The organism is Acetobacterium sp. KB-1 (genome assembly GCF_003260995.1).
In the GTDB taxonomy this organism is placed as follows: Bacteria; Bacillota; Clostridia; order Eubacteriales; family Eubacteriaceae; genus Acetobacterium; species Acetobacterium carbinolicum.
The window spans coordinates 973,136-998,897 of record NZ_CP030040.1 but is presented as its reverse complement, the minus strand read 5'-3'; the positions used below and the strand labels follow the sequence as shown (position 1 = coordinate 998,897).

The 25,762-nt window shown below is 42.0% G+C and carries 19 protein-coding genes and 1 other RNA gene; 14 read left to right on the top strand and 6 right to left on the bottom strand.

The features are described 5' to 3' along the window. Window positions 1-111: 111 nt before the first annotated feature. Together leuS and DOZ58_RS04635 are read left to right on the top strand one after the other, a co-directional pair. Window positions 112-2,523 carry a leucine--tRNA ligase gene (leuS, locus tag DOZ58_RS04640; protein ID WP_111887237.1) on the top strand — a complete coding sequence of 804 codons (2,412 nt, stop codon included), beginning with the start codon at window positions 112-114 and terminating at the stop codon, window positions 2,521-2,523. A gap of 7 nt (window positions 2,524-2,530) precedes the next feature. Continuing rightward, complete coding sequence (locus DOZ58_RS04635; protein ID WP_111887236.1) at window positions 2,531-2,989, top strand: ribonuclease H; 459 nt, start codon at window positions 2,531-2,533, stop codon at window positions 2,987-2,989. A gap of 93 nt (window positions 2,990-3,082) precedes the next feature. On the opposite strand, the gene DOZ58_RS04630 is transcribed toward DOZ58_RS04635, so the two are convergent. The 3 genes from DOZ58_RS04630 to DOZ58_RS04620 all read right to left on the bottom strand — a co-directional run bounded on the left by DOZ58_RS04630 (window position 3,083) and on the right by DOZ58_RS04620 (window position 6,083). Further along, window positions 3,083-3,928, bottom strand: a complete 846-nt coding sequence (locus DOZ58_RS04630; protein WP_162624421.1) for a DegV family protein — start codon at window positions 3,926-3,928, stop codon at window positions 3,083-3,085. A gap of 141 nt (window positions 3,929-4,069) precedes the next feature. Continuing rightward, window positions 4,070-5,149: a glycosyltransferase gene (locus DOZ58_RS04625; RefSeq protein ID WP_242988607.1), complete on the bottom strand. Its 1,080-nt coding sequence runs from the start codon at window positions 5,147-5,149 to the stop codon at window positions 4,070-4,072. 151 nt (window positions 5,150-5,300) lie between these two features. Then, on the bottom strand, window positions 5,301-6,083 hold the full coding sequence (locus DOZ58_RS04620) for a PP2C family protein-serine/threonine phosphatase (RefSeq protein ID WP_111887234.1): 783 nt from the start codon (window positions 6,081-6,083) through the stop codon (window positions 5,301-5,303). Between the two features lie 140 nt (window positions 6,084-6,223). Between DOZ58_RS04620 and DOZ58_RS04615 the strand changes: the two genes are divergently transcribed. The 12 genes from DOZ58_RS04615 (at window position 6,224) to ssrA (ending at window position 20,096) form a co-directional block, all read left to right on the top strand. Further along, complete coding sequence (locus DOZ58_RS04615) at window positions 6,224-6,634, top strand: hypothetical protein (RefSeq protein WP_111887233.1); 411 nt, start codon at window positions 6,224-6,226, stop codon at window positions 6,632-6,634. Window positions 6,635-6,708: 74 nt separating this feature from the next. Continuing rightward, window positions 6,709-7,644, top strand: coding sequence for a TIGR01212 family radical SAM protein (locus DOZ58_RS04610; RefSeq protein WP_111887232.1), 936 nt, complete (start codon window positions 6,709-6,711; stop codon window positions 7,642-7,644). A 5-nt stretch (window positions 7,645-7,649) separates the two neighbouring features. Further along, a complete protein-coding gene (locus tag DOZ58_RS04605) occupies window positions 7,650-8,453 on the top strand; it encodes a GTP pyrophosphokinase family protein (RefSeq protein WP_111887231.1) in 804 nt (267 codons plus the stop codon). An 83-nt stretch (window positions 8,454-8,536) separates the two neighbouring features. Then, entirely contained in the window at window positions 8,537-9,274 is a 738-nt protein-coding gene (locus tag DOZ58_RS04600; RefSeq protein WP_111887230.1) for a YebC/PmpR family DNA-binding transcriptional regulator, read from the top strand. Continuing rightward, the gene (locus DOZ58_RS04595; RefSeq protein WP_162624420.1) at window positions 9,267-9,959 is read left to right on the top strand and encodes a peptidoglycan-binding protein; all 693 of its coding nucleotides are present in this window, start codon (window positions 9,267-9,269) and stop codon (window positions 9,957-9,959) included. The genes DOZ58_RS04600 and DOZ58_RS04595 overlap by 8 nt, the downstream gene beginning before the upstream one ends. A gap of 135 nt (window positions 9,960-10,094) precedes the next feature. Further along, a complete protein-coding gene (locus DOZ58_RS04590; protein ID WP_111887228.1) occupies window positions 10,095-11,588 on the top strand; it encodes an NAD(P)H-hydrate dehydratase in 1,494 nt (497 codons plus the stop codon). A 159-nt stretch (window positions 11,589-11,747) separates the two neighbouring features. After that, a complete protein-coding gene (locus DOZ58_RS04585) occupies window positions 11,748-12,941 on the top strand; it encodes a cation diffusion facilitator family transporter (protein WP_111887227.1) in 1,194 nt (397 codons plus the stop codon). A 68-nt stretch (window positions 12,942-13,009) separates the two neighbouring features. Further along, window positions 13,010-14,428, top strand: coding sequence for a tRNA (N6-isopentenyl adenosine(37)-C2)-methylthiotransferase MiaB (miaB, locus tag DOZ58_RS04580; RefSeq protein WP_111887226.1), 1,419 nt, complete (start codon window positions 13,010-13,012; stop codon window positions 14,426-14,428). Continuing rightward, window positions 14,382-17,027, top strand: a complete 2,646-nt coding sequence (gene mutS / locus DOZ58_RS04575) for a DNA mismatch repair protein MutS (RefSeq protein WP_111887224.1) — start codon at window positions 14,382-14,384, stop codon at window positions 17,025-17,027. Before miaB ends, mutS begins: the two co-directional genes overlap by 47 nt. 16 nt (window positions 17,028-17,043) lie before the next feature. Continuing rightward, on the top strand, window positions 17,044-19,176 hold the full coding sequence (gene rnr, locus DOZ58_RS04570; protein WP_111889679.1) for a ribonuclease R: 2,133 nt from the start codon (window positions 17,044-17,046) through the stop codon (window positions 19,174-19,176). 52 nt (window positions 19,177-19,228) lie between these two features. Continuing rightward, window positions 19,229-19,687 (top strand): SsrA-binding protein SmpB, encoded by a 459-nt coding sequence (smpB, locus tag DOZ58_RS04565; protein WP_111887223.1) that lies wholly within the window; start codon window positions 19,229-19,231, stop codon window positions 19,685-19,687. Window positions 19,688-19,697: 10 nt separating this feature from the next. Continuing rightward, window positions 19,698-20,096, top strand: a transfer-messenger RNA (tmRNA) gene (gene ssrA / locus DOZ58_RS04560). A gap of 281 nt (window positions 20,097-20,377) precedes the next feature. Here ssrA and DOZ58_RS04555 read toward each other — a convergent pair. The 3 genes from DOZ58_RS04555 to DOZ58_RS04545 all read right to left on the bottom strand — a co-directional run bounded on the left by DOZ58_RS04555 (window position 20,378) and on the right by DOZ58_RS04545 (window position 25,749). After that, window positions 20,378-21,214 (bottom strand): abortive infection family protein, encoded by an 837-nt coding sequence (locus DOZ58_RS04555; protein WP_111887222.1) that lies wholly within the window; start codon window positions 21,212-21,214, stop codon window positions 20,378-20,380. Window positions 21,215-21,278: 64 nt separating this feature from the next. Continuing rightward, window positions 21,279-24,026: a DEAD/DEAH box helicase gene (locus DOZ58_RS04550; protein WP_111887221.1), complete on the bottom strand. Its 2,748-nt coding sequence runs from the start codon at window positions 24,024-24,026 to the stop codon at window positions 21,279-21,281. Continuing rightward, window positions 24,013-25,749: a site-specific DNA-methyltransferase gene (locus tag DOZ58_RS04545; RefSeq protein ID WP_111887220.1), complete on the bottom strand. Its 1,737-nt coding sequence runs from the start codon at window positions 25,747-25,749 to the stop codon at window positions 24,013-24,015. Before DOZ58_RS04545 ends, DOZ58_RS04550 begins: the two co-directional genes overlap by 14 nt. Window positions 25,750-25,762 lie beyond the last annotated feature (13 nt).

The following is a 25,762-nucleotide window of genomic DNA, read 5'->3' as shown; positions in this document are numbered from 1 at the left end:
GTCCCTTATCGGGGGAGCGGATTTTTTTTTCGCAGTTGGTTAAGGTGTGCGAATTATAAAAAACAGCGAAAACTGGTAAATTATAAATAGAAACGAGTAAATGGAGGAAATATGTCAACGTATGAGCATAAACGAATAGAGGAACAGTGGCAAAAGTATTGGGAAGAGAATGAAACGTTTCGGACCGAAGAAAACTCAAGCAAAGAAAAATTTTATGGGTTGGTTGAATTTCCTTATCCTTCCGGGGTGGGGCTCCACGTTGGTCATGTTCGAGCTTATACATCGCTAGAGGTGATTGCCAGAAAACGTCGTATGGAAGGATTTAATGTCCTCTTTCCGATTGGTTGGGATGCCTTTGGTTTACCAACTGAAAACTACGCCATTCAAACTGGTCGTCATCCCCGGGAAGTGACCGATGAAAACATTGCCGTATTCACTAATCAACTAAAACGGATTGGTTATGCCTTTGACTGGGATAAAGAAATTGATACCACCGATCCGAAATACTATAAATGGACGCAATGGATCTTTTTACAGTTGTTTAAGCATGGTTTGGCGTTTCGAGACCGGACCTATGTCAATTTTTGCAACGGCTGCAAAGTGGTTCTGTCCAACGAGGATTTCCGGGACGGGAAGTGTGATCGTTGTGGTAGCGAAGTGGTGCAAATGGAAAAAGATGTATGGTTCCTGAAAATCAAGAACTATGCCGAAGAGCTGTTAAAAGGTCTGGATGACGTCAACTATCTGCCTCGGATCCGTCTGGAACAGGAAAACTGGATTGGCAAGTCAGTGGGGGCGGAAGTCGATTTTACCATTGCTGGCTATGACAAAGCCCTGCGTGTATTTACGACTCGACCGGATACCTTATTTGGGGCGACTTTTATGGTTATTGCCCCCGAACATCCGCTGATTAGTGATCTTTCTGAATCGATTACCAATTTGACTGAACTGGTCGCGTACCAGGAACAGGCCAAGCGCAAAACAGAATTTGAACGGGTTCAGCTGGCTAAGGATAAAACTGGGGTGCGGATTTTAGGCATCCAGGCTATTAATCCGGTGACCAATACCGAAATTCCGATTTTTATCGCCGACTATGTCATGATGGGATATGGCACCGGCGCGATTATGGCCGTTCCCGGCCATGATACAAGAGATTGGGATTTTGCCAAAAAATTTGCCTTACCCATCATTGAAGTTATCAAAGGCGGGGATGTAACCGAAGCGGCTTATACCAATACTGATTCGGGTGAAATGGTCAATTCCGGCTTTTTAAATGGAATGGAAGTCAAGGATGCGATCCAGAAAACAATTGACTTTTTAGAACAGGAAAAATTGGGCAAACGGACCATTAATTATAAAATGAAGGATTGGGCTTTTAATCGTCAGCGTTATTGGGGTGAACCAATTCCGATTGTTCACTGTCCAAAATGTGGGATGGTACCGGTGCCGGAGGATCAATTGCCGCTGGAATTGCCGGTGGTCGAAAGCTACACCCCCACGGATACCGGCAAATCCCCGTTATCCAACATCCCGGAATGGTATGAAACGACCTGCCCGGAGTGTGGTGGTCCGGCGGAACGGGAAACCGATACGATGCCCCAGTGGGCGGGTTCCAGCTGGTACTTCCTGCGCTATTTTGATAACAAAAACGACGAAGCCTTTGCTTCCCCCGAAAAACTGAAATACTGGATGCCGGTAGATTGGTACAACGGCGGGATGGAACACGTCACGCGGCATCTACTCTATTCCCGGTTCTGGCATCAGTTTTTATTTGATATTGGTTGTGTGCCAGTACGTGAGCCCTATGCCAAACGAACCGCGCAGGGATTGATTCTTGGAAACGACGGCGAAAAAATGTCGAAATCTAAAGGAAATGTGGTCAATCCCAACGTGATCATTGAGGAATATGGGGCCGATACCTTAAGAACCTATATTATGTTTATCGGCGACTATGAAAAATCTGCTCCCTGGTCGGATAACGGCGCTAAGGGCTGTCGACGGTTTCTGGATCGGGTCTGGAAACTTCAGGAGATTGTCAGTGATGAAACCGGCTATGGCAAGGACCTCGAATCGACCATTCATAAAACCATTAAGAAAGTTAATGATGATTATGAAGAAATGAAATACAATACCGCGATTGCTGCCTTGATGACGCTATTAAATGAATTCAACCGCATTGGTTCCATCACTAAAGATGCCTTTAGGACCTTTTTGCAATTACTTTACCCGGTAGCCCCCCATATCAGTTCAGAAATCTGGCAGAATCTAAAGATGGGTGGAACGCTTGATGATGCGGCCTGGCCTCAATATGAAGACGCCAAAACCGTCGATGATGTCATCGAAATGGCAGTTCAGATTAACGGCAAGGTCCGGGGAACCATTACCATTCCGGTTGCCGCCGATAAGGATGAAGCCAAGGCGATTGCTCTGGCTCAGGAGAACATCGTCGCCTATACCCAGGGTAAAACCATTATCAAAGAGATCTATGTCCCGGGAAAAATTTTCAATATCGTGGTAAAATAGGAAGATCATGAAAGTAATTCATCTCTATACCGATGGTGGTTGCCGCGGCAATGGCAAAGAAGGTGAAAATCTGGGTGCCATTGGTGGCGTACTGATTTACCCTGAAAAAAATGTCATCAAAGAGTACAAACGGGCCTATGAAAACACCACCAACAACCAGATGGAGTTGTTGGCGGTGATTGAAGGCTTAAAGTTGCTAAAGGAACCTTGTGAAGTTCATATCTACAGCGATTCTGCCTATGTTGTTAATGCCTATCTGCAGAATTGGATTGGTGGATGGAAGGCAAAAAACTGGACCCGGGGAAAAGCCGGGGCGCTAAAAAACCGGGAAATCTGGATGGAACTTGATCAACTGGTTAATCAACATAAGGTGACCTTTCATAAGGTCAAGGGTCATGCCGATAACCCCTATAATAATCAGGCGGATTTATTAGTAAACCAGGCCATGGATGCATACGTGCTTTGAATTGAAACAATAATCTAAAAAGACTTAAACCAGATTTCTGGTTTAAGTCTTTTTAGATGCGCTTTATATTTTGTGATAAACTTAATGAGTTGATTAAAAGGCTAGTAACAGCCCTTTGTCGTTGGAATAGTAAGTGGTTAAGCCGTGCATCGGAAAAATATAAATCTCTTTGAGTTCAAAGCGTTTCTCCAGTAAATCTTTGAGGATTTCAGCCTGACTAAGATTATTGCAATGAGTAATGACCACAGGAAACTGAGGCTGCGCTTTGGCCTTATCCTCAACCATATTGGCAAGGCTTGACAAGGCTTTTTTGATGCCGCGGGCTTTGGTGACCAATTGAATTTCACCCTTTTCATCAGATTTAAAAATCGGCATAATCGAGAGCACTGAGGCAACGGCGCCGGCTACCCGATTCATTCGTCCACTTTTAACCAGGTTGGATAGGTCCTGAAGCAAGAAACGCAGATTTAAGGTCTCAAGATAGGTTGCCAGCTTATCACTGATGGTGTCAAAATCCATCTCACCAGCTTTTATGAGATCGCGGAGCTTCATCACCATCAAAATCATCACCGGCGAGGTTGAGTGGGTATCAAAGAGACTTATTTTCAGAGAATCATCTTCCTCAAGGACCATGTTTCTGGCAACCCGGGCACTGTTATAGGTACCGCTTAGGCCGGAAGTCATCGTGATTACATAACTTTCTTTATTTTTTCGAAGTTCGGCGGCAAAATCTTCGGGGGATGGGCATGAAGAAGAGGTTGCTGTTTTTTCAGCCTTCATGGCGGCAATCAGTTCCTTGGTATTTAGAGTCTCATCATCTATAAATTCATGATCGCCAACAATTATTTTCAGCGGGACAAGTGAAAAATCGATACCGTCCTTTTCCAGAAAATCCTTGGGCAAATCACATGAGCTGTCGCTGATAATTCGTGGTTTCACATTAATTTCCTCATTTCAATCATTTGTCTCTTAAGATTTTTCTTTATTAGGCTGATCAGATGATCAGCCAACAGCACTCTTCATCTGTTGTGATAACAATAAAATGGTAAACTAAAATGCTTAAAAAGATCTTTTGCTGTCTTAAATGGATTCGGTCAGATAGGGTATGGCATCAGGGATATTTAACTGGGTTAAAACGTCCTGGGTGATCAGGTTGGTTGCATGACCATTGTAAATCCGGCCAAGATTGTTCTTAATCGAAAACCGTTTGATGTCATTTTCTTTGAGCGCATCAATGGCCAGAACCAGTTCATTAAAGTTATGAGCAACGACAGCAGCACCCTGGCTTTTAAACCACTGGGCATTTTCGCCTTCCTGACCGGGAGTGGGATTGTATAAAATGACCGGAATTTTTTTAGTCACCACTTCACTCAGGGTAATGCCCCCAGGCTTAGTTACCATTAAATCACCGACAGAATAAAATTCGTGAATATCCGGAACAAAACCAAAAATTCTTGTGTTGGTCAAGTTTTCCTGCTCTAGCTCCTGTTGGAGATGCAGGTTTTTGCCACAGATTACAACGGTCTGGAGGTTATCCATTTTATCTGCCTGCTGACAGATCTCTTTGATATTCTTAAGAACTCCGTAGGTGCCGGCAAAAATAATCAGTATTTTTTTATGAGAATCCAGATTATATTTACTGAAGATACGATTACGGTTTTCCCGGGCATAAAAAGCGTCTCGCACAGGAATACCAGTTTTCAAGATTTTTTCCTGGGGAATTTCTTCCTTGATCAGGGTTTCTTCAACGTTTTCACAGGCCACATAGTAGCGGTCGATATCCTGATGGATCCAGGGTTTAGGAATACAAAAATCGGTGACCACAGTAAAAAGCTTAATATGCGGATAGTTTTCTTTTTTCAGGATCGCTGAAATAGTATAGCCGTAGGTGTTGATGATACAATCTGGCTTAAACTGCTCAATCATTTTTAATAAGGCTTTGCTGGTTAAGTGCCAAAGGTTGTACATAAATTTATTATGGGCATACTCTTCCACATCATAATAAACGCGTTCGTAAAAACTACTCCCAATGGAATAGGAAAGTAGGTAGGATTTTTCGATCATCCGGTTGAGCGTGGGGTTGGTTTTGTCAAACAGATCCTCAACACAGACAAGATGTCCCCGAGCCTCAAAGCTCTCTTTAAGGGTTTGGGCTACCATTTTATGGCCAGACCCGTGGGAACAGGTTAATATGAGTATTTTTTTGGGTTTTAACATGGTAATCCGTCCTTTCCGGAGATTATTTGCAAAAATCTCCAAATAACATCATGCCAATAGTTTATCCATAAATGATTAGATTTCCATTAGAAAGCTAATCATCAACTTCAATGCCCAAAATACAGATATCATCAGACGGAGCCTGGTCCTGCTTAAAATCGACGCAGGCGTCAATGATATGACTGCCGATAAGATTAATCGGGGAATCCGCGTTTTTATTAATGACAGATATCACCCGTTCCATCGAAAATTCTTCTCGGTTGGGGTTTTTGGCGTCAATGAGACCATCCGTAAAGAGCAGCAGTTTATCACCCTTTGAAAAATTAATTCGCATATCAAAATAATGCATAGTCGTCATAAATTGCTGCAATCCCAACATCGGAAGGTTGGGTTTTAGTAATTCGACCTGGCGGTTGGACTTAAGAAGAATCGCATCAGGGTGACCGGCATTGGCAAAGTACAAGACTCCCGCTTTAGGATCGAGTACGATAGCGATGGCAGTAAAAAAGGTATTATCCATTTGCTGACAAATATCGGATTCAATTTGCTTTAATATAAGGCTGGGGGATTGATTAATACGGCTGTCTTTCATGGTATAGGAATAACTCAGTTTAACCATACTGGTGATCATGGCAGCATCAATCCCATGGCCGGTCGCATCAGTGATGATTAGACTGATTTTTTCGTTGTCCAAAAAATGAAAATCGAAAAAATCACCGCCAACTTTTCGAAAAGGTCTCAAATAACTATAAAAATGATAATGATTTGAAACAAATGACCCAGGGGAAGGAATAATTTTGCGTTGAAGGTTCTGGGCGAATTCTAATTGTTTATCAAAAAGAGAGACAAGGGATTCGTAGTGATCCGAACTATTCAAACATGGACCTCCTTAGTCGGTTGATTTTTTTTATTATAGCATACTATTTTGAAATGTTATGCCAATTTCTTTAAAAATGATTGAAATTATTGATACTTACCCTTATAATGAAATTATCAATATGAAATGAGGTGTCTAAAATGATTGAATTTGTATACGGTTCAAAAGGAAGCGGCAAAACAAAGAAAATGATTGACATGGCAAACAACGCACTGGAGACCTGTGAAGGGGATATCATTTTTCTTAACGACAGAGACAAATATCGAGTAAAAGTAGATACTAAAATCAGATTTACAAACTTGGAGGAGTTTGGCATTGTCGGAACAGATCAACTTTTTGGTTTTATCAGCGGGGTTATTGCAGAGAATTATGATGTAAAGATTGTCTTTATTGATAACACATTAAGACTGATTAACTATCAAACAGCAGAAGACATTTGTGCAATCGTCAGTAAAATACAACAGCTTAATGAAAAACATGACATAAGATTCGTGCTCAGTTTAAGTTGCGAAAAAGAAGAACTACCAGAATGTGTTACAAAATTAATATAATAAATTTCAGACGAACCTGATTAAAAATCAAGAAGGTTCGTCTGTTTAATCTTGTTGAGGAAAATTGTAAAAAAATGACAGAAAATCTGTATAATATCTATTCAGTCTGGCTAAAAGAACGATATGGTGAAAAAGTCTATAAAATTCCGGTTAATATTCCAGTTACCTGTCCCAACCGTGATGGTTCTAAAGGCAGCGGTGGCTGTGTCTATTGCGGGGCCAAAGGTGGGGGAAACGAAACCCTGTCCGATTTGCTATCCGTTACTGAGCAAATTGAAAGAAATACGGCGTATATCGGAAAACGATATCATGCAAAAAAATTCATCCCCTATTTCCAGAGTTTTTCAAATACTTATTGTGAATTTTCAGATTTTAAAAAATGGATTATTGAAGCGATCCGCCCGGATGTGGTCGAAATTTCTATTTCAACCAGGCCGGACTGCATCACCGACGAACAACTGAAATTTCTAGAAAAAGTAAAAAAAGATGACGCCGTCGAAGTGACCATTGAATTGGGGTTGCAAAGTGTTAATGAAGAAACCCTGAAAATTATTAATCGTGGACACACTTTGGCTGACTATAATCAGGCTATCGATCGGATCAAGGCGGCAGGTCTGTTAAGCTGCACCCATATGATTCTGGATTTACCCTGGGACAGTGAGGAAGACGTTACTAAAGGTGCCCAAGTCCTATCTGATAAAGGAACCGATTTCGTTAAATGTCACAGTCTGTATATTGAAAAAAACACCCTTCTAAAGCATTGGTATGATCAAAAGCAAGTGACGCTTTTAACAAAAGAAGATTACATTACCCGGGCCATTCTATTTCTGGAATATTTAAATCCGGAAATTGTCATTCAACGGCTGATTGGTCGGGTACCAAAAGAAGATTCGGTCATTACCAATTGGAACACAAGTTGGTGGAAAATTAAAGATGAGCTTGAGGCTCATATGAAGTATGAAAATAATTACCAGGGAAGAAAAATTTCTGGGATGAATAATAAGAGGTAAAGTCCTTGGGAACAAAATATTGGCAGGAATTTCTGATTCCATATCATCAGGCTGTGGATGAGATCGTCTTAAAATTTTCAAGTTTAAAAGAGCAGTACGAAAAAATCGGAGAATATTCACCCATCGAGTCCGTTTATGGCCGGGTGAAGAGTGTAGCTAGTATTCTGGAAAAAATTAATAAATATGGTGTTGATATCGAAGCCCTAGAAGAAACCATTCAGGATATCGCCGGGATTCGGATCATGTGTCAGTTTGAAGCTGATATTTACGAAGTTGTGGAACTGATCAGAAAAAGAACTAATTGTGATATGGAAGTCGTTAAGGTAAAAGATTATCTCAGTGAAGCCAAGGCCAGCGGATATAAGAGCTATCACTTGATTATCCGGTACCCTGTTTTTTGCATGTCAGGAAGTCAATCGGTTTTAGTTGAGATTCAGATTCGCACCCTGGCTATGAATTTTTGGTCTGTTATTGAACATTCCTTAAATTATAAATACAAGGAAAACATTCCGGAAGAAATTAAAGAGAGACTAATCAATGCCGCCAATGCGGTGAACGAGGTGGATCGGGAAATGGCATCAATTCGCGAAGAAATTCAAAGCGCTCAGCGGTTGTTTGGCCTGAAATCGAGCTTAGTTACCAGTATTCTTGACAACATTGGGCATTTATATAAATTGAATCATGGGGAGAAAGCATCTCGTTACGAGAAGATTTTTGATGATCTTTTTGCTCAGGAAGATCTGATTCAATTGATACTTTTAAGAAAAGAACTGGAATCGGAAGTGAATTTGATTGAGTCTGAGGTTTAAGAAATAAAAAACATGTTTGTTAAAAAAGGACAATATGTTATAATAGCACATTGTAAATGTTATAATTATCAAGGAGGTTGTCGATGTCAGGACATTCGAAATGGTCGACTATTAAACACAAAAAAGGAAAAGCAGATGCGAAACGTGGTCAAATCTTTACCAAGTTAGCGAAATATATTGCGGTTGCATCCCGAGAGGGCGGCAGCGATCCGGATATGAATGCAAAATTGAAAGAAGCCATCGTAAAAGCGAAGGCTGCCAATATGCCCAACGAGAACATTGACCGGGCAGTTAAAAAGGGTGCCGGGGAATTACAAGGTAGTGTCTATGAAGAAATAAGCTACGAAGGCTATGGACCGGGTGGCGTTGCGGTGATTGTCGAGACGTTGACCGATAATAAAAATCGGACGGCTGGGGATGTACGTCATGCTTTTGATAAAAATGGCGGAAATTTGGGAACCAGTGGTTGCGTGGGGTTCCTGTTTACCAAAAAAGGGCAGATCTTTATTGAAAAAACAGATCGCTTTGATGAAGAATCGCTGATGATGCTAGCCCTGGATGCGGGAGCAGAAGATATTGAAAGTTCTGAAGAAGGTTATGAAATCAGCACTGAACCGATCGATTTTGGCCAGGTATGTGATGCTTTGAAGCAAGAAGGATACGAACTGGCTTCGGCAGAAATTGCCATGATTCCATCGACTGAAGTAGAACTCACAGATGCCAGCGAAATCAAAAAGATGTTGAAAATGATCGACATGTTTGATGACAACGAAGATGTTCAGGCAGTATGGCACAACTGGACAGGTGAGGCAGATGAATAAACGAACCCCATTCAAACGGTTTAAAGATGTGATTCTTTACATTGTCTTTACAATTTTTCTCATTTTTTTAACCTCATCCTTTGTTATTGAGGATGTATATTCGGCCGCTGACCAGCTTTCGATGGAAGAAAAAGGGATTTCTGATGTTTATTCCATCGCTGTTGGTATGAAGCCGGCAAAACTGACCGTCAATAAGGATAAAACGGATGAGGATCAGAAAACAACTGAAATAAAAACTGATGACGGAACAACCATTGTTATTACCGAGTATAAGCTCGGGGATACCAATGATGAAATCCAGGAATATCAGCAAATTTTGTATTCGCTTGGTTTCTTAATCAGTCAGCCGTCAAATCAATTAACTGAAGACGTACAGACTGCGTTAAAAACGTATCAGGCCATGAAGGGTCTGGAACAAACCGGTAATTTGGATCGGTCTACCATTATTTCTCTGGTAGCAGAAGATATTAAATTCGAAAAAGGTGATAGCGGCAAAGTGCTACAAACCTATCAGCAGATTTTAGTAGCGCAAAACTATCTGGCGGCCGAGTCGGCAACCGGAACCTTTGATGATGCCACAGAAACGGCAGTAAAGGCTTTTCAAAAAGCCAATGGTCTTACTGAAAACGGAAAAATGGATGCCAAAACGGTCAAAGCATTGGACGCATTAAGACAAAAAAATTAGTTAAAATTAAATTTAAACATTTAGCCGTCAATTAATTGGCGGCTTTTTTCGTCTTACGGTTTACAAAAGGTTTCTATTTGATATAATGACAATTAATCATTCGATTATTTTCACACATGGGAAAAGAGGAAGGAAATGAAAGTTGTAACACCAAAAGAAATGGCCGTTATGGATCGCCATACTATTGCAGCTGGTACACCTGGCGTTGAGTTAATGGAACGAGCAGGTCACGGATGTGCCGAAATTATCAAGACAGAGCTTGACGCTGATGCTCAAGTTATTGTTCTTTGCGGACCAGGTAACAACGGTGGTGACGGTTTGGTTATTGGCCGGTTACTGATTGAAGAGGGCTTCGCGGTGCATCTTTTTTTAACAGAAACCGAAGCAAAGTTGTCTGAAGACAGTCTGATCTGCCTGAAACAGCTGGACGATAAGAATATACCAATCCGATTGATTCAAAATAATTCGGATTTAGAGGATCTCAGTCTAATATTAAAACGTGCCACCCTGGTTGTCGATGCGATTTTCGGAACCGGTTTGGCAGAAAAAGAAATGCCAGAGAAGTATCACAAAATATTTGACCTGATTAATGGTTTCGAGAAAAAAATTGTAGCCATTGATATCCCGTCGGGTTTACGAGGGGATATTGGCCTGACGATTGGCAACGCAATTTTTGCGGACAAAACCATTGTCATTCAAAATTATAAAACGGGATGTCTGTTAAATGACGGTCCTGACTATGCTGGGGAAACGGTTCTGATTGACATCGGAATTGATGAAAACAGCATCCCCAATGAAAAATACTATACCCAGGAAAATGATCTGAAATTTCCCCAAAAGCGAAAAAAGAATACCCATAAATATGACTATGGCTCGGTTGTTGTGATTGCCGGATCAAAGGGTATGAGTGGCGCTGGTATTCTTTCGGTGGAAGGCGCTTTAAAAAGCGGCGGCGGACTGGTTACCTGTTATGTTCCTCATGATATCTATATTCCGGTAGTGGCTCGGGCACCGGCAGAAGCTTTGGTTAAAACCTATGACTGTAATATTACATCCGAAGATATTAAAAATGACCGAAAAAAGGTGATCTTAATCGGACCGGGAATTGGCCGGGCAAAAAATTATAGTTTTATTTTGGAGCATTTACTAGAAGGCAGTCTGCCAGTGGTGATTGACGCCGATGGTCTTCATCATCTGGCTGTGATAGTGGATACTTTAAAAGAATCCCGAACTCCGGTGGTTATTACCCCCCATTTTGCCGAGTTCTCCAAGCTCATCGATGTGCCCCGGGAAGAGATACTAAAAGACCCCGTTGGATATGGTCAGAAATTCGCCATGGAATACCATGTCGTGGTGGTTTTAAAAGGCTATCGGACCATGGTGTTTGGAACCAATGGCGAAATATGGTTTAATTCTACCGGTAATCCGGGGATGGCCACTGGCGGTAGCGGCGATGTACTGGCTGGGATGATCGCCGGCATTGCCGGGCAAAACGTGGATCTGTTTGAAGCTGCCCGGGCCGGGGTGTTTTATCACGGTAAGGCCGGGGATTATTATGCCGAACACTATGGTCAAAGTACCCTGACCGCTCACAGCATCATTGAATCCTTAAAGTATGTTTTGAAATAAGTGACGAAATGAAAAAAAATCCTGGTCAGACCAGGATTTTTTTCGCTTTGGTTTGTGATTTGATGATTTTAGGTTATAATGATTAAATAGATAATTAAGTAAATTTTGATGGTCCCGGTGACCGGATGGAAATAAACTAAACCAGAAAGGTAATGGCTTGTGACAAACATAGTAATACGAAAACTGATAAAAAACTTCGAAAATACCAGTAATTCCAGAGTCCGGGAAAATTACGGCAAATTGGCTAGCATCATGGGTATTGGGTCAAATCTACTCCTGTTCATCATTAAAATAGCCGTGGGCCTGCTGTTTAACAGCATTTCGATCACCGCTGATGCAGTCAACAATTTGTCAGATTCCGGATCTTCACTGGTAACCTTGCTGGGATTTAAACTGTCCGGCAAACCGGCGGATGCCGACCATCCTTTTGGTCATCAGCGAATGGAGTATATTTCCGGTCTGGTAGTTTCGTTTATTATTCTTTTTTTAGGGCTTCAGCTGATTCAGAGCTCGTTTGATAAAATTATCCATCCGGAACTCCCTCAATTTAATATCATTAGCGTGGTCGTTTTGATCGTGGCGATTTTAATCAAGGTCTGGCAATGTTTGTTTTATCGAAAAATCGGGAAAACCATTAATTCACTGACCCTGATGGCCACTGCAATTGATAGTCGCAATGATATTATGGCGACCTCCGCCGTCTTGGTAGCGACCATTGTCACTTACTTAACCGGCTTTGATTTGGATGGCTATATGGGGTTGGTGGTGGCCGTGTTTATTATTATCAGCGGCATCAATCTGATTAAAGAAACCATCAGCCCGCTACTGGGAACGGCCCCATCCAATGAACTGGTGGATCAGATCTACAAAAAGATTCTTAGCTATGAGCATATCATTGGGCTGCATGATTTGATTATCCATAGCTACGGCGAAAGTAAAACCTATGCCTCGGTTCATTGCGAGGTACCGGCAGAATTGGACTGTCTGATTAGCCACAGTGTGATTGATAAAATTGAGCGGGACGTTCTAAAGGATATGGACATCAATCTGATTATTCATCTAGATCCGGTAGTGATCACCGATGAAAGAACTAATGCGTTAAAAGAACAGGTGGAACAGACCATTGAAACACTTTTACCAGACATTCACATCCACGATTTTCGGGTGGTTTGGGGATTTGATCACTCGAATCTTATTTTTGACGTAGTGGTACCCTTTGATGTTGAGTGGAGTGATGAAGAATTGACCTTGATGATCTCCAATGAAATTTACAAAATAAATCCGACTTATCACGCCGTTGTTACCATTGATCATAATCACTATGTTCCCAATGAGGATGAATTAGATATCTAAACAGTGCCATGGAAATTTAAACAGTAATAATTATTAATTTAGTCAGATCTTAGGAGAAACAAAATAGCATGAGCAAAAAAAAACCTGCAAAACGAATCATAAACAACCCCTCCCGTACTTTTCGTATTTTTACCTTCGGATGCCAGATGAATGAAAACGACTCGGAAAAAATATCCGGGATGTTAAAAGCTCTAGGCTACGTGGAAGAAATGGATGTAAATAAAGCTGGCCTGGTAATCCTTAATACCTGTTCGATTCGGGAAAACGCCGATGAACGGGTATTTGGCAATATCGGCGCCTATAAAACCGTCAAAAAAATCAATCCGGATTTAATTCTGGCCGTCTGTGGCTGTATGATGCAGCAGCCGGAAATCGTCAATCAGATTGTCACCAAGTATCCCCAGGTAGATCTGGTTTTCGGTACCCATAATCTTCACCAGTTTCCGGAGTTGCTTAATAACTACATGGTCAACGGTAAACGGCTAGTAGAAGTCTGGGATGATTCAGACACCATTGTGGAAGATCTGCCGGTCGACCGCAAATATCCCTTTAAGGGTTTTGTGACGATCATGAACGGCTGCAACAATTTCTGCACCTATTGTATTGTGCCTTACACCCGGGGCCGGGAAGTAAGCCGCCAGCCCGATAAAATTTTTGATGAGGTTAAAGCTCTGGTGGCCGACGGTTGTGTTGAGGTAACCTTGTTAGGACAAAATGTCAATTCTTATGGCAATGATCTTGGAGAAGCGGTCAATTTCGCCAGTCTGCTTAGGCAACTCAATACCATTGAAAACCTCAAGCGAATTCGCTTTATGACTTCTCATCCCAAAGATCTTACTGATGCGGTTATTGATGCCATTGCCGCCAGCGATAAGGTCTGCAATTATATTCATCTGCCGATCCAATCCGGCAGCACTCGAATCTTAAAGGCGATGAACCGCAAATATAGTCAGGCCGATATACTAAATCGGGTTAAGGCAGTACGGGAAAAAATCCCCGGCGTAGCGATTACGACCGATCTGATTGTCGGCTTTCCCGGTGAAACCGAAGCGGACTTTTTGGAAACCCTCAAAGTCATTGAGCTTTGTCAATTTGATTCGGCTTTTACCTTTTTATATTCGATTCGCACCGGTACTCCGGCGGCTACGATGGGAAACCAGATTGCCGATGCGGTTAAACATGACCGAATCAACCGCTGTTTGGAAGTGCTTCATCAGATCAGTCACGATATCAATCAGACCTATCTTGATCAGGTGGTGGAAGTGCTGGTCGAAGAACCTAGCCGCAACAACCCCGAGCGGATGACCGGCCGAACCCGGACTGGCAAACTGGTCAATTTTCCCGGTGATCCAGCAGATATCGGCAAGCAGGTGATGGTCAAGATCACTGCTGCCAAAACCTTTAGTCTCGATGGCAAAAAAACGACACAGGAGGACACCGATGGCGCAGCTCACACCGATGATGACCCAATACCTGCAAATTCATGAGGAGGTTCCTGATGCCCTCCTTTTCTTTCGTATGGGCGACTTTTATGAAATGTTTTTTGACGATGCTCTAACAGCTTCCCGGGAGTTAGAAATAGCTCTTACTGGTCGGGATTGCGGGCTGGAAGAACGGGCTCCGATGTGTGGGGTACCCCATCATGCCGCCCAGAATTATATTACCCGGCTGGTGGAAAAAGGCTACAAGGTAGCTATCTGCGAGCAGATGGAAGACCCCAAGGAAGCCAAAGGGATCGTCCGTCGGGAAATTATTCGGGTCATTTCTCCGGGTACCATTTCCGAAGGAAAATTACTGGAATCAAAGAAAAACAATTATCTGATGGCTCTCTTTCTGGAAAACAATACCCTGGGACTGGCCAGTCTGGATGTCTCGACCGGGGATTTTTATGTTACCCAGATCGAGGCTAAAACCCGGGAGCAATGGCTGTCTCAGCTGTCCGACGAAATCGGTCGATTATTACCGGCCGAGGTGATTCTTAATCCGGCTTTGTTTAAAGATTCCCAAGCACTGGCGATGATCGAAAACAGTTTTGGGATTCTGGCCAGTCTTTATCCGGAAAAATACTTTTCGGTCAAAAACGGCAGTACACGGATTATCGATCAGTTTGAGGTCTTTGCCCTCGGTGCCCTGGATCTGGAACGCCGGGATCATGCCATCGCCGCTGCCGGGGCCTTGTTGCTCTATCTGGATGAAACCCAGAAACGGGCCCTGACTCATATTAAAACCATTCGTTATTACAACAGTAAGGATTATATGGTGCTGGATTTATCCACTCGGCGCAATTTGGAGCTGACCCAGACGCTTAGAACTCTGGAAAAAAAAGGTAGCCTGTTAGGGGTGCTGGATAAAACCGTCACTGCCATGGGGGGGCGAACCCTGCGGCGCTGGGTCGAAGCGCCGCTTTTAAATCGCGACAGTATTCTTGCCCGACAGGGTGGCGTGTCGGCTTTTTACAATAATGCAGCCCATTTGCCTGCCTTTAAAAGCATGATGACCAAGGTTTATGATCTGGAACGGCTCTGCGGCAAGCTATCCTTTGGGACCATCAACCCACGGGATCTATTGGCACTTAAACAATCACTGGGGGCGCTGCCTCTGATTCGCGATTTTGTGGAGCTGTTGGGCTCACAGCAATTGCGCAGTCTGTTTGACACGAATGACTTGCTCAATGATGTCTGGGAGCACATTGAAAAAGCCATCGATGACCAGGCCCCGCTGGTTCTTAAGGATGGTCATGTGATCAAAACTGGTTATCATCAGGAAATTGACGAATTTCGGGAAGCTGCTGAAAAGGGTCAGGACTGGATTCGCGATCTGGAATGTCGGGAACGGGAGCGCACCGGAATTAAAAATCTGAAGGTGAAATATAATCGGATTTTTGGGTATTTTATTGAGGTAACCAAAAGTAATTTTGATCAGGTGCCGGAAGACTATATTCGCAAACAGACCCTGGCTAATGCCGAGCGGTACTTTACCCCGGAGCTAAAAGAGATGGAAAACAAAATTCTCGGTGCCCAGGAGGGCTTACTCCGCTGTGAAACCCAAGTGTTTTCGGAAATCCGGGACGGTCTGCTTGCAGAGATCCCCAGAATTCAACAGAAAGCTAGAGAAGTAGCGGAGTTGGACGCTATTTATTCGCTAGCCACCGTGGCTTTGCAGAATCGCTACGTTTGCCCGGAAATTACTGAAGACAACACCCTGCTGATCCAAAACGGTCGACATCCAGTGGTGGAGGATATGATTGGGACCAATTTTTTTATCGGCAATGATTGCACCCTCAATCAGGATGATCAGCGGATGCTGATCATCACCGGGCCGAATATGGCCGGGAAGTCCACCTTTATCCGCCAGGTGGCGATCATTACCCTGATGGCCCAGATTGGCTCCTTTGTCCCGGCGGATGCCGCCGCTATTGGGGTGGTCGACCGGATTTTCACTCGGGTCGGCGCCAGTGATGATCTGGCCAGCGGTCAGAGTACCTTTATGGTAGAAATGACTGAGGTGGCCAATATTTTAAAAAATGCCACCAGTCGCAGTCTGGTGATTCTGGATGAAATCGGCCGGGGTACCTCCACCTTTGATGGCATCAGCATTGCTTGGGCGGTGGTGGAATATCTCCATAACCAGGACAGCATTGGGGCTAAAACCCTGTTTGCCACTCATTATCATGAACTCACTGAACTGGAGACCCTAAAGCCCGGGATTAAAAATTTCAGCATCCGGCTCAAGGATACCCCGGATGGGGTGATCTTCTTACGAAAAATAATCCCTGGACCAGCCGACCAGAGCTATGGTATTGAGGTGGCCAAGCTGGCCGGTTTTCCGGTGGGGGTAACCAGGCGGGCCCAGGAAATTCTGGGTCACCTGGAATCGGGGGAAGATACCTACCGGCAGGAGCTGCTGGTGAAAGAACCTACTGTTTTAGAGGGTGGAAAAGGTGCCCAACTAAACTTTTTTGATGTGACCAAGGGCATGACTGCGGAAGAAGAAGCGGCCCTGGGGGTAATCAGAGAAATGAAAATCGACGAAATGAGCCCTATGGAAGTCATGATTGTGATTGATCAATTGCGAAAAAAAATTTAAGGTGATCGGAGAAAATATGAAAACCAAAGAATTAAAACGGATTGTTAGACGTTTAATGAATGACAAAAAATATCGGAATATGACCTTTGATCAATTGTCGGACTTTATCGGTCTTTCAAAAAAGAAGGATCGACAGATGCTGTCTCATGTCCTGAAAGAGCTTGAAATAAAAGCTAAAGTTGAAAAAGATAGTAACGGGTGCTATCAGAAAACCGATGATTGCCCCAAAATTGTAGGAGTCCTTCGCGGCAATCAGCGTGGTTTTGGTTTTGTTATTCCTGACTATACTATTTTTTCTGAAGATGTGTTTATTCCTGAAAAGTATCTCCATGGTGCTCTGGATATGGACACGGTCTGGGTGCGACTTACCTCCAAACCGGGGGATAAAAGACCAGAAGGGGAAGTGGTGGAAATCATTGACCGGGGTCATAAAAAAATTATTGGACGTTATGAAAAGGGCAAGGGCTTCGGTTTTGTAGTACCGGATAATGATCGCCTTTGTAAGGACATTTTTATTCCCGAACGCCGGGGTAAGAAGGCGATTAACGGTGATAAGGTGGTTGCCCAGATTGTCTCGTGGTCGGATGTGGGAAAAAATCCGGAAGGAGAAATCCTGGAAATTTTGGGAAATGAAGATGAACCGGGTATTGACATTCTTTCTGTATTGAAAGGATATGATATCCCCATGGATTTTACAACGGATGTGGAGCGGGAAACGAATCAGATAAATGACCGGATTGGCTCTGAAGAACTAAAAAAGCGAAAAGATCTCCGGGACGAGCAGATCTTTACCATTGATGGTGATGATGCCAAGGACTATGATGACGCGGTATCGATCCGGAAAAAGAAAAATGGTAACTTTGTACTAAGCGTTCATATTGCCGATGTCAGCCATTATGTCCGACAGGGCAGTGAGATTGATAAATCTGCATTGGATCGTGGTACCAGCGTCTATGTGGTCGATCGGGTGGTCCCGATGTTGCCTTTTAAACTTTCTAATGACGTCTGTAGTCTGGTGCCAAACAAGGACCGGCTAACCTTCAGTTGTGAAATGGAAATCGACAAAAACGGTCAGGTGGTGGATTATGATATTTTTAAATCAGTAATCTGTTCCAAAGCCCGGATGACTTATAAAAAAGTCGATGCCTTACTGGAAGATCGAATCGATAAGGCGGCTGATCTAAAACCGTTTCGATCGGATCTGGTCTTAATGGAGGAACTCCACGAAATTCTGCGTGTGAAACGCCGGCTAAATCGGGGCGCCATCAATTTTGACTTTCCTGAAGCCAAGATTATATTGGATAAACTCGGTTTTCCGGAGGAGGTCATCATTGATGAACGACTAATATCGCATCGTATTATTGAAGAGTTTATGCTGGTCTGTAATGAAACCATTGCTGAACATGTATCCAAACTGGATGCCCCTTTTATTTTTAGAAACCATCCCGAGCCGCATCCGGAAAAACTGGCAGCTTTTCGAACCTTTATCAATCGATATGGGTTTAAACTGGGAAAAAACGATGATCAGGTCCCATCGGGCCACGATTTCCAGCAACTGGTTACCAATATTGCCGGTAAAAATGAAGAGCGGGTCATCACCTTGCTGATGCTCCGAACCATGCAACAGGCTGTTTATGAGGGACACAATCTGGGCCATTATGCCCTGGGAGCAAGCTTCTATACTCACTTTACTTCACCGATAAGGCGCTACCCGGATTTGTTTGTCCATCGCTATTTAGCGAAGGCAATTGCCGGTAAAATTAACAAAAAGTCCCTGGATTATCTGGAAGCGAACATTGAATCTGTTGCTAAACAAGCCTCGGAAACAGAGCGTCGCTCCGAAAACATTGAACGGGAAATTACCAAGCTCAAGATGACCGAATATATGACGCGGCACCTGGAGGAAGAATTTACCGGTCGAATCAGTGGCGTTACCTCCTTCGGTTTTTTTGTTGAACTGGAAAATACCATCGAAGGGTTAGTCCGGCTCCAGGATCTAAAAGATGATTTCTACAACTATGACCCTGAACTCCATCAGCATATTGGAGAGCATCGGGGAAAAATATTCAGACTAGGCCAGGAAATCAGAATAAAAGTGGCAAAGGCCGACGTGAGTTCCAAACAAATCGATTTTGAACCTGTTGAATAATTAAGAAAACTATGCTATAATAAAAAACTAGCTAAGAACAGAGGAGTTGCACATGGGAGAAAATATTAAAATTGTGGCCAAAAATAGAAAAGCACGTCATGATTTTGCCATTGAAGATACCTATGAGGTGGGTCTGGTTTTGGCCGGGACGGAAGTGAAATCCATCCGAGGCGGAAAAGTCAGCCTGAAGGAAAGTTTTGCCGATATCTATAATGGCGAGATTTTCGTTTATCAGATGCATATTGATCCTTATGAGCAGGGGAATATTTATAATAAAGATCCTTTGCGCATTCGTAAGCTCCTGATGCATAAACAGCAGATTAGAAAACTGGTTGGGCTGAAGCAACGGGAAGGCTACACTCTGGTGCCACTGACGCTTTACTTTAAAGATGGTCGGGTTAAAATGGAACTGGCTTTGGCCAAAGGCAAGAAGCTTTATGATAAGCGACACGCCATTGCCGAGCGGGATTCTGACCGACGGATTCAAAAAAGTATGCGGCATAATGGCTAGTTAATTATTTGGGGGCGTACTGGTTTCGACGGGGGTTTTGAAGCTTGAGTAGCGAGTCGATGTTGCCAATCATCGTTAAAAATGGCGCATAAATATAAACGCAAAAACAGAAAAAAGTTACGGGTTAGCTTTAGCAGCGTAATACGCTCTAAAGTTTAATACTAAGACTTCGCAGCATAATTAATGCTGCACGCCTCCCATCTCAACCTGTGGTTTTGGCTTAAGGCGTTCATTGAAGCAGGGAACCGTTTTTGGTAGTGTCTCGCACCATTAACGATCAAGAGGCTGGTTCCTCTTTTTCTATGTCATTGGAGAATGAGGGGAATGAGAAAATAAACAATGACTGCACTCGGAGAAGCTCCTGTGAATGGATTTTCGGACAGGGGTTCGACTCCCCTCGCCTCCACCAAAATAGTACGTAGAAATTAATACCATTAAAGGCCACCTTGTGATGAGGTGGCCTTTTGTTTTGTGGTTCAAATGGCTTTACAAAGGGGTTTCAGAGCTGATGAAATTTTGATGAAAATAAAAGATTTGAAAGTCGAAACCTATATTCAAATTCCATGTGTAGAAAATATTTTCTACAGAGTAGGGGTGTGCAAAAGGGTGCATTTTTTAATAGGGGTGTGCATTTTGGAAATTTATGAAATCCACTCCTAACAATTTTTTCTTCCAATAGGAGCTTTAACTCTAATTTATACGTCCCTTTTCTTTTCTCCACTCATAAGTATCCCACAAGTAGTTAACAAGAGTAATACTTCCCCCAACAGCCAATTTTGCATGGCGTACAGTTAATCCTATGTAACTAGCGCTTTTGCCATGGCCGCTTCCGTATGCATTTCTTAGCTCAGCGATATTTCCAGCTATTCCATGAAGATTCCCTAAAATCGCTTTAACTGTTTTACTTTCAGACGTGTTGTCATCGACATTATCAGTGGCGATCTCCAGGAACTTCATAGTTGCTTTAACTAATTGACTAACACTCCAATCTTTTTCAATAGTTTTTTCGCCTCCTTCAAGTATGGTTTTACAGCAGCTTTCAATAAATTCTTTTGACTTTCCGATAGCTTCTGTTGGATTTTCATATTGCATTTTTAGCATACAGTCGATTTGCATAGAAATGTAATCACTTGAAAATTTCTCTTTTAATACATTTCCAGCATCTTTAAATGAAGTTATGTTGTCTTCAATTCTATGCATGATCGTTAAGCATTCTTTATAATGTGTTTGATATTCTTTCTTTGATCCACTACAATAAAAATCTTCATCATTTATCTCAGATTGATAGTTGTTTTCATAATATTTAAGCAGATCCTTAAATAGCTTAATTACGTCACTTTCACCGGCTTCATTAACATAAGTAGTTAAAGATTTTCCTTTCGATAATCCATAGTAGTTGCATAAAGCACGACCAACACTTTTTTGTGTGAACACATCGAATGAATCCGTAGAAAAATTAAGTACATAACCACCGCGATTAAATAAGCTTAGGAACGCACCCTTTTCAATATCTGTGATTTTTGCCATAAATCAATTCTCCATAATCATAATTAATATAACCTCATAAAGCTTTGAATGAATTTTTTCTTAACTACAACTCCAGCATCAGTTGTTCAGGCCTTACGTGATTTTTCATCAGATACATGAAACTAGATTGTAAACGAACCTGGTCATGTGATACTAGAGCATAAATCCATTGTTTACCGCCGTTCCTAGAATTCCACTCCGAAACTGCACGACAATATTCAATCGCGGCAATGGTCTTTTCTTTTACAACCTTGCTACTTATTTCGTTTGAAGCTTTTGTTTCCACCATATAGATACTCTCTGCTGTTTCAACGATGAAGTCCGGTTCATATTTATTCGCCCCGCTAGGCCCGTAGTAGATGTTAAATTGCTTTGCGCTGGGACGCAGCCATTTTAATACAGCCGTATCGTTCTCGAGGACAATGGCGAAAACACGCTCTGTGTTGCTATCAAATTTGTATAATGTATGGCAGGCCTTATTAAAACCTTTAAACACCTTTGATTTAACGTCGGAGGCAGGCATATCCGCACGCAAATCATAGAGATCATCGGATTTAAATTTACCCCCGAAACCAGATTCTATTCTTGTAAAGGGTCTCATACCGGAAGCTTGATAGCTCGTTTCTTCTTTATAAAAATGCTGATTCATCTGGGTATATATGGTTTCAGATAGGCTTCGTTGCCGATTACGCATAACCTTTTCCGTTTCTTCAGCATTTAAGTACGACAAAAAGTGCTGTTTAGCATCAGCAATAAGTGAATAAATGAGATCCGAGCAACTACTATAATCAATATTGTCATGAACGATGATATGTCGTACGATCTCATTTTCAACTGTATCGGCCTTGGGGAATAATGCGAGATCTGTCTCGTATTCGAAAGTCTCACCACCGTCCTGTAGCTCAGTACCGATAAGTGTATCATCGGAGGGGTGCCATCCTAAACTCCGAGTATCCAAGGTAAAGTCATAGAATCCGTGTTTGACCTCGGTGAAAGGTTGAACTACACCTTGTGGAATAGGAATTACTTTGTCAGTAAGTGTTTGTACACAGGTTTCTATGGCAGTACCGACTACAACTTCCAGATCCTCATGTTTAAGTTTGAATGTCGGGAATTGGCGGATGGTTTCACCAACGATACTTGAGCGAACCATATGCATTATTTCCTCGTCCTTAGTTGCATCAAAAGTTTTAACTTGTTTTCCGAGTTCAATAACTGATTTGGACGCAAGGTGTGCAACAAATCGAGCTACCTGAACGGTTTGTTCAGGAGTCTTGCTAGTAGTATAGTTCTGACTAGCTGTTTCCCGAATGGTAAAAATCAGCTGTTCAGTAAAGCTCGAGGATTGCGTTATCTCATCATAAGTACTTGGAAGTTCTACAGTTTCACGTTGTTCTTCATTTTTCGACTCATTCTGATCGATATAAAAAACACGTCGCACCAAAGAATCTGGATTATTGGCAAGTCGCACAATGTCTTCATAACGATCATGACTTACAATTGATAACCGGTCAACCTCATCAACATCCGTTCTTTGTCCATAAGGTAAACGGAGGCCTCGTCCAATTGTTTGTTCAGTAAGGGTTTCGGATGCAGAAGCCCGAAGAGGAATGATAGTATATAGATTAGTTACGTCCCAACCTTCTTTAAGCATATTAACATGGACTACAATTTCGATATGATTTTCGGGATTCTCTAAGGATAAAAGTAGTTCAATGTTTTCATTTTTTTCAGCACCTCGTTGAGCTGAGTTAATTTCCAATACTTTGTCTTTATAATAACCACGAAAGAAATCGGGTGAAGTCAAGTATTCACGAATTTGGCGAGAGTGATCCATGTCTTTCGCAACAACTAGTACAAAAGGTTTAACGAGTGTTTTGCCCGTACTTCTAGAATAAACATCCAGACGGTTTTTTGTTTCTTCATGCAGTCGAATGCCATCGTTTAATTTTTCATGATCAAGTTGCTCTGGAGTATATTCTTCCGGACGGAAGTCCTTTCTGGTGAATACAACTGGCACTTTAACGTAAAGACCGTCGTTTAAGGCATGAGCAAGGGAATATTCATAAACTACATTTTTGAAATCGATTTTCCGTGTGCCCTTTTGTATTTGCGGTGTAGCTGTGAGTTCTATCCCTAACACTGGTTTTAGCTCATTAATGACATCAAAGCTACGGTCAGCGTGGTAATGATGACTTTCATCCATCAGAACACAGAGATCGGGTAAGTTTTGCAAATAAGAAAAATACGACTCTCCTAGAACTTCAGTTAGACGCTTAATACGAGCAGGCTTGCCGTTTGCCGTTTTACTTTCGGAATTTAACTTTGAAATATTGAAAATGTTAATAATAACCTCGTTTACACCAAATTTGCCTTGTCTAAATTCGGCATAGTTGTCTCCGTCTATGATACGAGGAGGCGTTACAAACTTGTCTAAACCAGCAAAAACATATTTTCCGCTTGACGGATCACCCAAGTCTTTCTTTAGCTTGTTATAAATAGTGAGATTAGGTGCCAAAACGAAAAAATTTTTTATGCCTTTTTCATAGTATTGATAGGCAATGAAGGCGCCCATTAATCTAGTTTTCCCTATACCTGTAGCAAGCGCAAAACAAATTGAAGGAAAATCGCGTTCAAATGAAGTCAGAGTAGGGAATATCTCTTTGATTTTTCTCAGTTCGATATCTAATTCTGATTCCTTTGAAAGAGAAAGAATTTCGCAAATCTGTTGAAATCGCTCTAAGCTCTCTTTCTGAGGAGGACGCAAGGCAAGACGGTTATTAATATATTTCGCATTACTATTCAACATCATCACATTCCTCCTCGTTGAACTCTGGTGGATTTACGATGTTCAAGTTATAGCTTTCCACACCGTATTCGCATTTTGAAAGCAAAGACTGCGGGATTTTGCGCACATCGATGTTTTCGTAGCGTTTACTAAGTCCAGTATCGAATGCTGGTGCGCATATGAGTAACTTTTCAAATTCTGGCATGTCGCGGGCGATGTCGTCTAATTCTTTAGCTGTAAGGTATTGAGTGGTAACATAAATATAGCTATTCCCCTGTGAGATGCCCTGTTTCCAGAAACATTCAACATCGGGCGAATAGATAAAGCCGTTTAGTTTTGCGACCGCAGCGACTAACATTTCCACATTGTACTTATCAGAGAAGACGGGATTGCCGTGACCATCCTTGATAATCAATGTAGGAGCAAGTTCGTAAAACTTGTAACCACTGCCACCTTGCCAATCTGCATCTTTTGAGATCCCCGTATCGTCAGTTCCGTTTATAATACTATTTAGTCTTGGTTGACATAAGGTATACGCATGATTACCCATTTCTATACCAATCCAACGACGTCTCATCTTTAAAGCCACAGCAGCGGTTGTACCTGAGCCTAAAAAACTATCTAGCACGATGTCTCCCGGTTCAGTGGCTAATTCAAGAATTCTTTGGATCAAAACTTCCGGTTTCTTTCCCCCTGAGAAAACGACACCACCCTCTCGATTAACATTATTCCAGTTAAGATCATTCCAAAGAGAACCAACTTTTTCTTTTTTAAAAATATATCCGCGTTCCTTCACACATACATTTTTAAACCAACTTACAAGACGTTTGTTTCTTCCGACAAAATGAACGGTAGTCAGTTTTCCTTTATTGCGTCCAGATACAGGATAATAATCAATAGAATACAAATTATCCTCAGTATCTGTCGCTTCTTGGACTCGTGATCTAATAGAAGTCTGTGCGTTTTCGGTAGTACATACATACTCATAATACTTGTTAAATGCTTCAATTTCAGAAATATCATCTTCTTTAGCAAGCTGACGTACACTTTTCGTCTCATATCCAGAATGAGCATAAATAACAATGTCATTTCCACTGCCATCCATAATTGTTTTATAGTAAGTGCGCTCACCAAGATTAGTAAATACCATTGTATACTTGAAACTTACTCCATTTTCACGCATGTTTTCCAAATATTTCGAGAGTTCTGTTGTTGTATACACCGGATTAAACTTCTTAAACATTGGGTTCCCATAGCACAAAATAAATTCAATATTTTTCTTTAACTTTCTATCTTCTCCGCCTCCACTTGCACCAGAAGAATTCTTGGTTTTGACGGCAACTAAATTAATGAAATTTTTGCGTCCAAAAATTTCATCCATTATGACTTTACAGTAATTCATTTCTTCATCATTTAGCTGTACGAAAATAACCCCGTCCTCAGACAGTAAATTTTTCAGCAAGCTTAGTCGACTATACATTAAATGTAGCCAAATAGAATGCTCCAAGTTATCATCATATTCATCAAATGCTTCACCTGTGTTATAAGGTGGGTCGATGTAGATACATTTCACTTGACCCGAATACTGTTGTTCTAAAGCTTTTAAAGCCAGCAGATTGTCTCCGTGTATTAAAATATTATCAGTATCAGAGTCGCCGTAATCTTTTGATGAATCGTGAAGAAGAATACGAGGTTCTACCTTTGGTTCTTCGCCTTTTCCAATCCATGTTAATTCAAGTCTTTGCATCGTATAACCTCCG

Coding starts and splice junctions, on each gene's coding strand:
- leuS (WP_111887237.1), top strand. CDS start 112: ATGTCAACGTATGAGCATAAACGAATAGAGGAACAGTGGCAAAAGTAT.
- DOZ58_RS04635 (WP_111887236.1), top strand. CDS start 2,531: ATGAAAGTAATTCATCTCTATACCGATGGTGGTTGCCGCGGCAATGGC.
- DOZ58_RS04625 (WP_242988607.1), bottom strand. CDS start 5,149: ATGGTAGCCCAAACCCTTAAAGAGAGCTTTGAGGCTCGGGGACATCTT.
- DOZ58_RS04615 (WP_111887233.1), top strand. CDS start 6,224: ATGATTGAATTTGTATACGGTTCAAAAGGAAGCGGCAAAACAAAGAAA.
- DOZ58_RS04610 (WP_111887232.1), top strand. CDS start 6,709: ATGACAGAAAATCTGTATAATATCTATTCAGTCTGGCTAAAAGAACGA.
- DOZ58_RS04600 (WP_111887230.1), top strand. CDS start 8,537: ATGTCAGGACATTCGAAATGGTCGACTATTAAACACAAAAAAGGAAAA.
- DOZ58_RS04595 (WP_162624420.1), top strand. CDS start 9,267: ATGAATAAACGAACCCCATTCAAACGGTTTAAAGATGTGATTCTTTAC.
- DOZ58_RS04590 (WP_111887228.1), top strand. CDS start 10,095: ATGAAAGTTGTAACACCAAAAGAAATGGCCGTTATGGATCGCCATACT.
- miaB (WP_111887226.1), top strand. CDS start 13,010: ATGAGCAAAAAAAAACCTGCAAAACGAATCATAAACAACCCCTCCCGT.
- mutS (WP_111887224.1), top strand. CDS start 14,382: ATGGCGCAGCTCACACCGATGATGACCCAATACCTGCAAATTCATGAG.
- rnr (WP_111889679.1), top strand. CDS start 17,044: ATGAAAACCAAAGAATTAAAACGGATTGTTAGACGTTTAATGAATGAC.
- smpB (WP_111887223.1), top strand. CDS start 19,229: ATGGGAGAAAATATTAAAATTGTGGCCAAAAATAGAAAAGCACGTCAT.
- DOZ58_RS04555 (WP_111887222.1), bottom strand. CDS start 21,214: ATGGCAAAAATCACAGATATTGAAAAGGGTGCGTTCCTAAGCTTATTT.
- DOZ58_RS04550 (WP_111887221.1), bottom strand. CDS start 24,026: ATGATGTTGAATAGTAATGCGAAATATATTAATAACCGTCTTGCCTTG.
- DOZ58_RS04545 (WP_111887220.1), bottom strand. CDS start 25,749: ATGCAAAGACTTGAATTAACATGGATTGGAAAAGGCGAAGAACCAAAG.